This window comes from Pseudomonas sp. CM27 (genome assembly GCF_013179515.1).
Lineage (GTDB): Bacteria > Pseudomonadota > Gammaproteobacteria > Pseudomonadales > Pseudomonadaceae > Aquipseudomonas.
In genome coordinates this window covers 1-12,397 of the sequence record NZ_JABMCN010000177.1, presented here as the reverse complement: position 1 = coordinate 12,397, position 12,397 = coordinate 1, and the positions used below count along the sequence as shown (strand labels likewise).

The window sequence follows — 12,397 nt, the reverse complement described above, 5'->3', positions numbered from 1 at the left end:
CCTCAAGGCCCGATCGCCGGCAAGCCAGCTCGCACAGGTACAGCACAGGTCTTCAAGGCAGTGGTTAATCTGTGGGAGCTGGCTTGCCGGCGATTGGCCTGCGCAGCAGGCCCTGTCTCAGGATGAAACACCCTGTCGCGAAATGGCACGCTGCATTTGGCTGTCCCAGCTGGGAGTAAAGCCCTTAAAACCGGCTAAAAGGTTGAAAGAAAACGGTTTTGCCTCTCCTGGCACACTTCCTGTATCACAACCGTCACATGCACACCTGCTGTACCAAAGCGTGCGAAAAACGATAAGAACAACAACCGTGGAGGTCTGACCTTGAAGACGACTCGACTCCGGCGGCATGCGGGTAAACTGGCGCTGGTCGCCGCCGCGCTGCTGAGCACCCAGGCCATGGCGGCCGAGCAGGGCCCGAGCCTGTTGCAGAACAAGTGCATGGGGTGCCATATCCCCGAAGGTAACGATACCTACAGCCGTATCAGCCACCAGCGCAAAACGCCGGAAGGCTGGCTGATGAGTATTGCCCGGATGCAGGTGATGCATGGCCTGCAGATCAGCGACGAAGACCGTCGCACTCTGGTCAAGTACCTGGCCGACAAGCAGGGCCTGGCGCCCGGCGAGACCGATGGCGTGCGCTACGCCATGGAACGCCGGCTCAATACCGTCGAGCACTTCGACACCCAGCTCAGCGAAACCTGCGGCCGTTGCCACTCCGGTGCTCGCGTCGCCTTGCAACGGCGCCCGGCCAAGGAATGGGAGCACCTGGTCAACTTCCACCTCGGCCAATGGCCGTCTCTTGAATACCAGGCCCAGGCGCGCGACCGCGACTGGTTGCCCATCGCCCTGCAACAAGTGGTACCCGAACTGGCCAAGCGCTACCCGCTGGATAACCCTGCATGGGCCGAATGGCAGAAGGCGCGGCCCAAGGCCGACGCGCTGCCGGGGCAGTGGGCATTCAGCGGCCACATGCTGGCCAAGGGCGATGTGCACGGGGTGATGAGCGTCTCGGCCGAGGAGGGCGATACCTTCAAGGTCGAGGTCAAGGGCGCGTACGCCGATGGCACGCCGTTCAACGGCAGCGGCTCGGCAATCCTCTACAACGGTTATGAATGGCGCGGCAACGTCAAGGTTGGCGATGCCAACCTGCGTCAGGTGTTCGCTGCGCTGGACGGCGAAATGAAAGGCCGCATGTTCGAGGCCGAGCACGATGAGCGCGGGCTGGACTTCACTGCAGTCAAACAAGGCAAGGCGCGCCTGCTGGCGGTGCAGCCTGCGTTCATCAAGGCCGGGGGCGAAAGCGAAATCAGCCTGGTTGGCAGTGGCTTGTCGGGCAAGCCGGACCTGGGCGCCGGGGTCGAGGTGACCGAGGTGCTGGAGCAGACCGCAACCCTGGTACGGGTCAAGGCCCGCGCCGCGGCGGATGCCAGGCCCGGCCAGCGCGAAGTCGCGGTGGGCGCACTCAAGGGCGTCAACCTGGCGGTGTACGACAAGGTCGATGAAGTGAAGGTGGTGCCGGCGTTCTCCATCGCCCGTATCGGCGAAAACGGCGCTTCGGTGCCGAAGGTGCAAGGCCGTTTCGAGGCCGAAGCGTGGGGCAAGGATGCTGATGGCCAGCCGCTGCGCATCGGCTACCTGCCGGCCAGCTGGAAGGTCGAGCCGTTCAACGAGCGTGCCGTCGAGGATCAGGACGTCAAGTTTGCCGGGCAGATGCAGGCCGATGGCGTGTTCGTGCCAGGCGGTGCCGGCCCCAACCCTGAGCGCAAGATGATGACCAACAACGCTGGCAACCTGAAGGTCATCGCCACGCTGGCCGACGGCGGCCAGACGGGCGAAGGGCACATGATCGTCACCGTTCAGCGCTGGAACAACCCACCGCTGCCATGACGGCAGCACGTAACGGTTTTCCCACGCATCGATTACCGGGAGGTCGCCATGGGCGCACTACTGAACCTTGTCGAACGCAACCTGCACGAAGTGCAGGTCGACGCCGACCGCATGCTGTTTCATATTCCTAGCAGTTCGCTGTTCACCGCCGATGCGGTAACCGGCGGCATCATCGATTCCCTGCGCCAGCAAGGCTGCTCGGCCGAGGAGCTGATGCAGCGCCTTGGCCAGCAGTTTGCCGGTGACGATATCCAGGACACCCTGCGCGAGCTGATCGCGCTGGAGCTGGTCAGCGACGGCTCGCCGCTGACCCCCGAAATCGCCCTCAAGCAGGTCGAGCGCACCGCCTTGAACACCGTGGTGCTCAACGTCAACACTGGCTGCAACCTCAGCTGCACCTATTGCTACAAGGAAGACCTGGACAAGCCGTCCGCCGGCAAGAAGATGAGCACCGACACCGCCGAGGCCTCGGTGGAGATGCTGCTCAAGGAGTCGCCCGACGAGCAACGCTACAGCGTGGTGTTCTTCGGGGGCGAGCCGCTGTCCAACCGGCCGCTGATCGAGCACATGGTCGCCTATTGCGAACGGCGGTTCGCCGAAGCCGGCAAGCAGGTGGAGTTCATCATGACCACCAACGCCACCTTGCTTAACGAAGAGGTCATCGACTGGCTCAACGCCCACCGCTTTGGCCTGTCGATCAGCATCGACGGCCCCAAGACCGTGCACGACCGCAACCGCATCACCGTCGGCGGGCAGGGCACCTATGATGTGGTGCGGCGCAAGGCCGAACTGCTGCTGTCGCGCTACACCAGCCGCCCGGTCGGCGCGCGGGTAACCCTGACCCGTGGCATCACCGATGTCGAAACCATCTGGAACCACCTGTTCAACGAACTGGGCTTTGCTGAAGTCGGCTTTGCCCCGGTCACCTCCGGCGACATGGCCAACTTCAACCTCACCGGCGAAGAGCTGGTGCAGGTATTCGCCAACATGAAAGCCCTGGGCCGGCGCTACCTGGAGGCGGCGCTGGAGCACCGCAATATTGGCTTCTCCAACCTGCACCAGCTGATCACCGACATCCATGAAGGCCACAAGAAAGCCCTGCCGTGCGGCGCCGGGCTGAAGATGCTGGCGGTGGACCACGAGGGCGAGCTGAACCTGTGCCATCGCTTCACCGGCTCCAGCCTGCCCACCTTCGGCAACGTGCACCAGGGCGTGAAGCAGGCGCAGCTCAACGACTTTCTGTCGCAGCGCCTGGACCGCAGCAACACCGGCTGCGAGAGCTGCCGTATCCGCAACCTGTGTTCCGGCGGCTGCTACCACGAAAGCTACGCGCGCTACGGCGACCCGCAGCACCCGACCTACCACTACTGCGAACTGATGCGCGACTGGGTCGACTTCGGCATTGAAGTCTACAGCCGCATCATGGCCGCCAACCCGGCCTTCATCGACCGCTATATCACCCCGCGGAAGGCGCACTGACATGAAGCACTTGAAGCCCCTCAACAACAAGGCGCGCATCCTTGAGCAGGCCGCCGCCGAAGACCGCGTCGAAGAAGTCATGGCCATGAGCGCGGTGGCCGGCTGCACGGCCACCACCGACCCGGGCTGGGAGGTGGACGCATTTGGTGGTGTGAGCTCGCTGTGCCAGCCGATGGAAGCCGACCTGTATGGCTGCTCCGACCCTTGCTGGTGGCCGGCCCAGGTGCCGGACATGATGAGCACCTACCAGGACTGGAACGCCCAGGCGACCAACTCGGCGGATGACTGGCGCAACCTCGGCACCGTGTTCCCGAAAGACAAGTGACCGGCCCGACAAGAATGACAAGGGGAAACCGCATGAAAGCTGGACGCTGCGCGCAACTCGCGCTCACCATCGCTGCCACGGCCTGCGCCGGGCTGGTACAGGCCGACGACAACGGGCCGGCGCTGAAGGCTGGCCACGAATACATGATCGTGACCAACTACCCGAACAACCTGCACGTGGTCGATGTGGCCAGTGACACGGTGTACAAAAGCTGCCAGATGCCCGACAAGTTCGGCCCCGGCACTGCCATGATGGCGCCGGACAACCGCACCGCCTACGTGCTCAACAACCACTACGGCGACATCTACGGCATCGACCTGGATACCTGCAAGAACACCTTCCACGCCAACCTGTCCAGCGTGCCGGGCGAGGTCGGCAAGTCGATGTACTCGTTCGCCGTCAGCCCCGATGGCAAGGAAGTGTACGCCACGGTCAACCCGACCCAGCGCCTGAACGACCACTATGTTGTCAAACCACCGCGCCTGGAGGTGTTCAGCACTGCCGATGGCCTTGGCGCCAAACCGGTACGCACCTTCCCCATGCCGCGCCAGGTGTACCTGATGCGCACTGCCGACGATGGCAGCCTGTACGCCGCCGGGCCGGACATCTACAAGATGGACGTCAAAACCGGCAAGTACACGGTGGCCTTGCCGCTGCGCAACTGGAACCGCAAGGGCTACAGCGCCCCGGACGTGCTGTACTTCTGGCCACACCAGAACCCGCGCCACGAGTTCTCGATGTTGTACACCATTGCCAAATTCAAGGATGACAAACAGGACCCGAACGAGGCCGAATTGTTGTACGGCTACCTGAGCGTCGACCTGAAGACCGGAAAAACCCATACCCAGGAGTTTGCCGACCTGACCGAGCTGTACTTCACCGGCCTGCGCTCGCCCAAGGACCCGAACCAGATCTACGGCGTACTCAACCGCCTGGCCAAGTACGACATCAAGCAGCGCAAGTTGATCAAGGCGGCTAATCTGGAGCACACCTACTACTGCGTCACCTTCGACAAGAAGGGCGACAAGCTGTACCTGGGCGGCACGTTCAACGACCTGGCGGTGTTCAACCCGGATACGCTGGAGAAGGTGAAGAACATCAAGTTGCCGGGGGGCGACATGTCCACCACTACGCCGCAGGTGTTCATCCGCTGAACCGGTGCTGGCTTCTTCGCGGGCGCGCCCGCTCCCACATGGCTTTCACAATCGCTGAGAGCTGTGCAGTCCCTGTGGGAGCTGGCTTGCCGGCGATAGGGCCGGTGCAGGCAACACAAAACAACAAGAGAATCCCCATGCCCCAGCCAAGCTACTCCCAGGGCAACCAGGACAAAACCCTGCTGACCCAGTGCATCGGCGACGCCTTCGACACCACGGTCGCCCGCTTCCCGGACCGCGAGGCCCTCGTTGTCAGGCACCAAGGCCTGCGCTACACCTGGCAGCAACTGGCCGAAGCCGTCGACCAGCACGCCCGCGCACTGATCGCCCTGGGCGTGCAACCGGGCGATCGCCTCGGCATCTGGGCCCCCAACTGCGCCGAATGGTGCATCACCCAGTTCGCCAGCGCCAAGGTCGGGGCGATTCTGGTCAATATCAACCCGGCCTACCGCTCCAGCGAGCTGGACTACGCCCTCGGCCAGTCCGCTTGCCGCTGGGTGATCTGTGCCGACGCGTTCAAGAGCTCTGACTACCACGCCATGCTGCTGGGCCTGGTCCCCGGCCTGGCAAACGGCCAACCAGGCGCGTTGAATTGCGAACGTTTTCCCGAACTGCGTGGTGTGGTCAGCCTCGCCGCCGCGCCACCCTCGGGCTTCCTCGCCTGGCATGCCCTGCAGACGCGCGCCGGGGCGGTAAGCCGCGAAGCCCTGGTCGAGCGCCAGGCGCAACTGCGCTGCGACGACCCGATCAATATCCAGTACACCTCGGGCACCACGGGCTTCCCCAAGGGCGCCACACTCAGCCACAGCAACATCCTCAACAACGGCTACATGGTGGGTGAAAGCCTCGGGCTGACCGAACACGACCGGCTGGTGGTGCCGGTGCCGCTGTACCACTGCTTCGGCATGGTCATGGCCAACCTGGGCTGCATGACCCACGGCAGCACCCTGATCTACCCCAATGATGCCTTCGACCCGCTGGCGACATTGCGCGCGGTGGCCGAAGAAAAGGCCACTGCGTTGTATGGCGTGCCGACCATGTTCATCGCCGAACTGGATCACCCGCAACGGGGTGAGTTCGACCTGTCTAGCCTGCGCACCGGGATCATGGCCGGCGCCACCTGCCCGATCGAGGTGATGCGCCGGGTGATCGGCGAGATGCACATGGCCGAAGTGCAGATCGCCTACGGCATGACCGAGACCAGCCCGGTATCGCTGCAGACCGGGGCCACCGACGACCTGGAGCGACGTGTGACCAGCGTTGGGCGCACTCAGCCGCAGCTGGAGAACAAGGTCGTCGATGCCGATGGCAATACCGTGCCACGTGGCGAGATCGGCGAACTGTGCACCCGCGGCTATAGCGTGATGCTGGGGTATTGGAACAACCCCAAGGCGACTGCCGAAAGCATCGATGGCGACGGCTGGATGCACACCGGCGATCTGGCGGTAATGGACGAGCAGGGCTATGTGCGTATTGTCGGGCGCAGCAAGGACATGATCATTCGCGGCGGCGAGAACATCTACCCGCGCGAGCTGGAAGAGTTCTTCTTCACCCACCCGGCGGTGGCCGATGTGCAGGTGATTGGTGTGCCGTGCAGCAAGTACGGGGAAGAGATCGTGGCCTGGGTGCGGCTGCACCCGGGGCATGCGGCCAGTGCGCAGGAGCTGCGCGAATGGGCGAAGGCGCGGATAGCGCATTTCAAGGTGCCGCGGTATTTCCGCTTTGTCGATGAATTTCCGATGACGGTGACCGGCAAGGTGCAGAAGTTTCGTATGCGTGAGATCAGTGTCGAGGAGTTGGCTGCCAGCTGATGTATGGCCTGCACCGCCCTCTTCGCGGGTCTTGAGAAGCCCTGTGGGAGCGGGTTCACCCGCGAATAGGGCGGTACAGGCAACAGATGACTTCAGCCTTGCAGCAGCTCCGGGCTGTTGAAATTGCTCAACCGCCGATCCCCCTCAGCACACTCCAGTCCGTGGACCGGTTCGCGCAGCAAGGCTTTTTGCAAACTCCTTTCACCGCTCGCCCAAGCCTGCTCCAGCACCGGCAACACCCGGCGCGGCAGCACGCTGAACATCGGCTGCCAGTAACCGCCCTGGCGCACCATCGCCGCGCCGTCGTTCGCCACGGCCAGCCGCCGCAGATCGTCGATCAACCCGCGATCAACCAGCGGTGCATCACAGGCCAGCAGCACCACCCATTCCTGTCGCGCCACCTTCAGCCCGGCAATTACCCCCGCCAACGGCCCTGGATAATCCGCCTCTGCATCGCCCACCAACTGGTCGGCATACGCCCGATAGGCATCCTGGTTGCGGTTGCAGGAAATCACCAGATCATCGCTGAGTGGCCGCACTACCCGCTGCACATGCGCCACCAGCGGCGCGCCCTGCCACTCGATCAGCCCCTTGTCACGCCCGCCCATGCGCTGCCCGCGACCGCCGGCAAGAATCAACATGGAGCAAGCGGGGAGCGAGCGATAGCCGCGATACAATTGCTGGACCTCCGGGTCATCCAGGCTTTCGTACCTGATGTTCTCTTTATCCAGGCCATCCAGCCCCTGGATCGCGCCAATCAGTTCTGGCCATTGCGTTCTGTGTGAAACATCGACCAGAAAAGGCTGCAGGTACCGATCAAGATGGCCTTTCGACGGTTGGTTGATTTCAGCGCTCAACGCTGCAAGGTAGTCGTCCTTGCTGGTACGCGACCAGTCGATGGCGAAGCCGGCGCGATGACACAGCTCCATGAAAACCATTAGTATCGTGCGGCCGTTTCCATCCAGGAAAGGCTGCGCATCTGCCAGCAAACCCAACACCTCGCCAGGATGCTGCCGGAGCCACTGCTGATCCTGTCCCAATTTCAACGCATGGGCAGCCCAATGCTGAATCTGGTCCGGGGGGCAGAATGCGGTGTGCCGAGGGTCGTTCTCCGTTCCCTTGAAAACCGCCAGCCTGGGCACCAGTTCGGTACGGTCCTTGCCGGCCCACGGATAGAAGTCCGAAAACAACAGATGATGTAGCGCAAGCAGGGTCTGGTAGGTGATGGGCTGGCAGGTCGACAGGAGGGCGATGGCGTCTTCGAGGCTGGCTTCAAATGCCAGATGTTCCATTCTTTTGACTTGCGCGGCATCTTTGAGCTTGAAGACGTTACGCAGGTAGCCTGCGCTTTCAAAATCGTAGAACGGATCGAACATCATGCGCTGATCTGTCGTCCATTGCCGCGCTGAGATGATTCGCTCAGATAGCGCGCTTCCAGCTCAAGCATCTTTTGTTTGCTGATAACGCCTTTTTTCTTGAGTGAAACCAGCAGACGTTCAAAGTCATCCAGGGCGACCAGGTCACCTGACAGGCGGGTAATCGTCATGGCCAGGTCGCTGAAATGGTCTTTTTGGCTGGTTACACCATGCTGTCTGGCAAGCGCCAGGACCTGGCTTTTGATGCTGGCATCGCAGGTGTTTTTCATTTCAGCTCCTCCACCGATGCCAGCAATATTAACATACCGGTTCTACTCGTGCGGGCGCTCCACCTGGCTGACGGCTGAAGCTTCGCTATGCCCACTGGCAGATCTGCTACGGCCCGCAACGCGCATCACCACTACAAAGAACACCGGCACGAACACCACCGCCAGGGTAGCGCTGAGCATGCCGCCGATCACTCCGGTGCCGATCGCCTGCTGGCTGGCCGAGCTGGCGCCGGTGGCGATGGCCAGTGGCACCACGCCGAGGATGAACGCCAGCGAGGTCATCACGATCGGCCGCAGGCGCAAGCGCGCGGCCTGTACGGCGGCGTCGACGGCATCGACCCCCTGATCGACCAGGCTCTTGGCGAACTCGATGATCAGGATGGCGTTTTTCGCCGACAGACCAATCAGGGTGATCAGGCCAACCTTGAAGAACACGTCGTTGGGCATGCCGCGCAGGGTTACCGCCAGCACCGCACCGAGCACGCCCAGCGGCACCACCAGCAGCACCGCGGTCGGGATCGACCAGCTTTCGTACAGCGCGGCCAGGCACAGGAACACCACCAGCAACGACAGCGCCATCAGCATCGGTGCCTGGCTGCCGGACAAGCGTTCCTGCAGCGACAGCCCGGTCCACTCCAGCCCAGCGCCTTCTGGCAACTGCGCCACCAGGCGCTCGATTTCGGCCATGGCTTCACCCGAGCTGTAGCCCGCCGCCGGCTCGCCGGAAATCGACACGGCCGGATAGCCGTTGTAGCGGGTCAGTTGCACCGGGCCGCTGACCCATTTGGCCTGAACAAACGCGCCCAGTGGCACCATCTTGCCGCTGTTGTTGCGCACGTGGATTTGCAGCAGGTCCTCGACCTGGCTGCGCTGGTCACCTTCGGCCTGCACCACCACCCGCTGCATGCGGCCCTGGTTGGGGAAGTCGTTGACGTAGCTGGAGCCCACGGCCACGTCCAGCACTGTGCCAATGTCGGCAAACGACACGCCCAGGGCGTTGGCCTGGCGGCGGTCGATCTCCAGCTGCACCTGCGGGCTCTCCGCCAGCGAGGCTTCGCGCACGTTGGTCAGCAGCTTGCTTTTGCCGGCACTGGCCAGCAGTGCATCGCGGGCGGCCATCAGCTCGGCGTGGCCCATGCCGCCGCGGTCCTGCAGGCGGAACTCGAAGCCGGTCGATTCACCCAGGCCGTCGATTGGCGGCGGCAGCACCGAGTAAGCCACGGCGTCCTTGAGCTGGGTGAAGGCCATGGTCGCGCGGTCGGCAATCGACTGGGCGCTGTCATCGGCGCCACGCGCGGACCAGTCCTTCAGCGTGGTGAACGCCAGGGCGGCGTTCTGGCCGCTGCCCGAGAAGCTGAAGCCCAGGATCAAGGTGGTGTTGCCCACCCCGGCTTCCTCGGCGTTGTGTGCTTCGATCTGCGCGGCCACCTGCTCGGTGCGCATGCGGCTGGCGCCGGGCGGCAGCTGAATGTCGGTGATGGTGTAGCCCTGGTCTTCGGTAGGCAGGAACGCGGTAGGCAGCTGGCTGAAACCATAGCCCAGCACCGCCAGCAGCACCGCGTACACCAGCAGGTAGCGGCCGCTGCGCTTCAGGGCCTGGATGACCCAGCGCTGGTAGCCGTTGCTCATCCTCTCGAAGCGGCGGTTGAACCAGCCGAAGAAGCCTTTGCGCTCATGGTGCTCGCCCTTGGCCAGCGGCTTGAGCAGGGTGGCGCACAGCGCGGGGGTCAGGCTGAGGGCCAGGAATGCCGAAAACAGGATCGACACCGCCATGGACACCGAGAACTGTTGGTAGATGACCCCAACCGAGCCTTGCATGAAGGCCATGGGCAGGAACACTGCCACCAGCACCAGGGTAATGCCGACAATCGCACCGCTGATCTGGCCCATGGCCTTGCGCGTGGCTTGCTTGGGCGGCAGGCCTTCCTCGGCCATGATCCGCTCGACGTTTTCCACCACCACGATGGCATCGTCCACCAGAATGCCGATGGCCAGCACCATGCCGAACAGGGTCAACACGTTGACCGAAAAGCCCATGGCCAGCATCACGGCAAAGGTGCCCATCAGCGCCACCGGCACTACCAGGGTCGGGATCAGCGTGTAGCGCAGGTTCTGCAGGAACAGGAACATTACCGCAAATACCAGCAGCATGGCTTCGAACAGGGTATTGATGACCTGCTCGATGGACACTTTCACGAACGGCGAGGTGTCGTAGGGGATGTCGTACTTGACGCCTTCCGGGAAGTAACGCGCCAGGTCCTGCATCTTCGCCCGCACCAGGCTGGCGGTTTCCATGGCGTTGGCCCCCGGCGACAGCTGTACGCTGAAGGCGGTGGCCGGCTTGCCGTTCAGGCGGGTGCCGTACTGGTATTCCTGGGCACCGATCTCGACCCGCGCGACATCACCGATGGTTACGGTGGAACCGTCCGGGTTGGCGCGCAGGACGATGGCGGCGAACTCTTCGGGGCTGCTCAGCTGGCCCTTGACCACTACGTTGGCGGTAATTTCCTGGGTGTCGCGGCTGGGCAGGTCGCCAATGCTGCCGGGGGCGACCTGGGCGTTCTGCGCGGCGATGGCTTCGGCCACGTCGTTGGGCGTGAGGTGGAAACCGATCAGCTTGCGCGGGTCGATCCAGATGCGCATGGCCCGTTCCGAGCCATACAGCTGCGCTTTGCCGACGCCCTTGAGGCGGCGGATTTCGTTCATCACGTTGCGCGCGAGGATGTCCGACAGCGCGGTTTCATCCAGTTTGCCGTCCTCGGAGGTGAGGGTGGCCAGCAGCAGGAAGCCGGTGGAGACCTTTTCCACCTGCAGGCCCTGTTGGGTAACCGGGCGGGGCAGGCGTGACTCGACCACTTTCAGGCGGTTTTGCACATCGACCTGGGCCAGGTCGGGGTTGGTGCCCGGCTCGAAGGTGGCGGTGATGGTGGCGCTGCCCAGGCTGCTCTGCGACTCGAAATACAGCAGGTTGTCGGCGCCGTTGAGCTCCTGCTCGATCAGGCTGACCACGCTTTCGTCCATGGTCGCCGCCGAGGCGCCCGGGTACACGGCGTAGATTTCCACCTGCGGGGGTGCCACATTGGGGTACTGGGCCACCGGCAGTTGCGGGATGGCCAGCGCACCGGCCAGCAGGATGAACAATGCGACCACCCAGGCGAACACCGGGCGGTCGATGAAGAAATGCGGCATGAATCAGGCCCTCACTGGCCGGTGTGCTGTGCGATGGGCGGCGCGGCCGATGCGTTGTCGACCTGCACCTGGTCACCGGCCTTGACGTGTTGCAGGCCCTCTACCACCACCCGCTCGCCGGCGGCCAGGCCTTCGCTGACGATCCAGCGGTCGCCCTGGGCGCTGCCCAGTACCACCTGGCGGTCGCTGACCCGGGCCTGCTGGTCGACCACCAGCACCTTGGGTACGCCGGCGCTGTCACGCAGGATGGCGCGTTGCGGCACGCTCAGGCCCTTGGGCTGCACCGCTTGCTCCAGGCGCACGCGTACGTAGCTGCCGGGCAGCAGGTCGAGGTCCGGGTTGGGGAACTCGCTGCGCAGGGTGATCTGGTTGGTGCTGGGGTCGACACTGATGTCGGAGAACAGCAGCTTGCCCGGCAGCGGGTAGGCGCTGCCGTCGTCCTGGATGAGCGTGGCGCGGGCCTGGCCGTCGCCCACCTGCTGCAGCTCGCCAGCACGCAGGGCGCGGCGCAGGGCGTTGAGCTCGCGGGTCGACTGGGTGACATCGGCATGGATCGGGTCGAGCTGCTGGATGGTCGCCAGCGGCGTGGTCTCGTTCTGCCCGACCAACGCACCCTCGGTGACCTGGGCACGCCCGATACGGCCGGAAATCGGCGCCGTCACGGTGGCGTAGCCGAGGTTAAGGCGGGCGCGCTCCAGCGCCGCCTTGGCTTCGGCCACCTCGGCGTCCGCTTGCAGGAAGCTGGCTTTGGCGTTGTCGTATTCCTGGCGGCTGACGGCCTTGTCATCGACCAGCTCGCGGTAGCGCTGCTCTTGCAGGCGTGCCTGGTACAGGGTGGCCTGGGCTTTGGCCAGGGTAGCCCTGGCGCTATCGTGGTCGGCCTTGAACGGCGCCGGGTCGATCAGGA

At 63.8% G+C, this 12,397-nt stretch carries 9 protein-coding genes and 1 pseudogene; 5 read left to right on the top strand and 5 right to left on the bottom strand.

Features of this window, described 5'->3' with window-relative positions; genetic code table 11:
• Positions 1 to 321 precede the first annotated feature (321 nt).
• The 5 genes from peaA to HP547_RS20285 all read left to right on the top strand — a co-directional run bounded on the left by peaA (position 322) and on the right by HP547_RS20285 (position 6,656).
• Positions 322 to 1,887 (top strand): quinohemoprotein amine dehydrogenase subunit alpha, encoded by a 1,566-nt coding sequence (peaA, locus tag HP547_RS20305; protein WP_172287261.1) that lies wholly within the window; start codon positions 322 to 324, stop codon positions 1,885 to 1,887.
• Positions 1,888 to 1,935: 48 nt separating this feature from the next.
• A complete protein-coding gene (gene peaB / locus HP547_RS20300) occupies positions 1,936 to 3,366 on the top strand; it encodes a quinohemoprotein amine dehydrogenase maturation protein (protein ID WP_172231540.1) in 1,431 nt (476 codons plus the stop codon).
• A 1-nt stretch (position 3,367) separates the two neighbouring features.
• Positions 3,368 to 3,691 (top strand): quinohemoprotein amine dehydrogenase subunit gamma, encoded by a 324-nt coding sequence (qhpC, locus tag HP547_RS20295; RefSeq protein WP_012272119.1) that lies wholly within the window; start codon positions 3,368 to 3,370, stop codon positions 3,689 to 3,691.
• A 32-nt stretch (positions 3,692 to 3,723) separates the two neighbouring features.
• Positions 3,724 to 4,845, top strand: coding sequence for a quinohemoprotein amine dehydrogenase subunit beta (peaD, locus tag HP547_RS20290; protein WP_172287260.1), 1,122 nt, complete (start codon positions 3,724 to 3,726; stop codon positions 4,843 to 4,845).
• Positions 4,846 to 4,982: 137 nt separating this feature from the next.
• On the top strand, positions 4,983 to 6,656 hold the full coding sequence (locus HP547_RS20285; protein WP_172287259.1) for a fatty acid CoA ligase family protein: 1,674 nt from the start codon (positions 4,983 to 4,985) through the stop codon (positions 6,654 to 6,656).
• A gap of 92 nt (positions 6,657 to 6,748) precedes the next feature.
• Here the strand turns inward: HP547_RS20285 and mobA are convergent, their stop codons facing one another.
• From mobA to HP547_RS20260, 5 genes and pseudogenes are all read right to left on the bottom strand, one after another.
• Positions 6,749 to 7,297, bottom strand: a complete 549-nt coding sequence (mobA, locus tag HP547_RS20280; RefSeq protein ID WP_172287262.1) for a molybdenum cofactor guanylyltransferase MobA — start codon at positions 7,295 to 7,297, stop codon at positions 6,749 to 6,751.
• 9 nt (positions 7,298 to 7,306) lie between these two features.
• Positions 7,307 to 8,035, bottom strand: a pseudogene (locus HP547_RS29990) (Fic/DOC family protein); the annotation flags it as partial.
• The gene (locus HP547_RS20270) at positions 8,032 to 8,301 is read right to left on the bottom strand and encodes a hypothetical protein (protein WP_172287258.1); all 270 of its coding nucleotides are present in this window, start codon (positions 8,299 to 8,301) and stop codon (positions 8,032 to 8,034) included. The gene HP547_RS20270 and the pseudogene HP547_RS29990, both read right to left, overlap by 4 nt.
• Before the next feature lie 42 nt (positions 8,302 to 8,343).
• Positions 8,344 to 11,490 (bottom strand): efflux RND transporter permease subunit, encoded by a 3,147-nt coding sequence (locus tag HP547_RS20265; RefSeq protein WP_172287257.1) that lies wholly within the window; start codon positions 11,488 to 11,490, stop codon positions 8,344 to 8,346.
• A gap of 11 nt (positions 11,491 to 11,501) precedes the next feature.
• Positions 11,502 to 12,397: efflux RND transporter periplasmic adaptor subunit (locus HP547_RS20260; RefSeq protein ID WP_172287256.1), on the bottom strand; the 896-nt coding region annotated here is incomplete at its 5' end.

Bases quoted from the DNA above. Each gene is read 5' to 3' on its own strand.
- peaB (WP_172231540.1), top strand. From the start codon at position 1,936: ATGGGCGCACTACTGAACCTTGTCGAACGCAACCTGCACGAAGTGCAG.
- qhpC (WP_012272119.1), top strand. From the start codon at position 3,368: ATGAAGCACTTGAAGCCCCTCAACAACAAGGCGCGCATCCTTGAGCAG.
- peaD (WP_172287260.1), top strand. From the start codon at position 3,724: ATGAAAGCTGGACGCTGCGCGCAACTCGCGCTCACCATCGCTGCCACG.
- HP547_RS20285 (WP_172287259.1), top strand. From the start codon at position 4,983: ATGCCCCAGCCAAGCTACTCCCAGGGCAACCAGGACAAAACCCTGCTG.
- mobA (WP_172287262.1), bottom strand. From the start codon at position 7,297: ATGTTGATTCTTGCCGGCGGTCGCGGGCAGCGCATGGGCGGGCGTGAC.
- HP547_RS20270 (WP_172287258.1), bottom strand. From the start codon at position 8,301: ATGAAAAACACCTGCGATGCCAGCATCAAAAGCCAGGTCCTGGCGCTT.
- HP547_RS20265 (WP_172287257.1), bottom strand. From the start codon at position 11,490: ATGCCGCATTTCTTCATCGACCGCCCGGTGTTCGCCTGGGTGGTCGCA.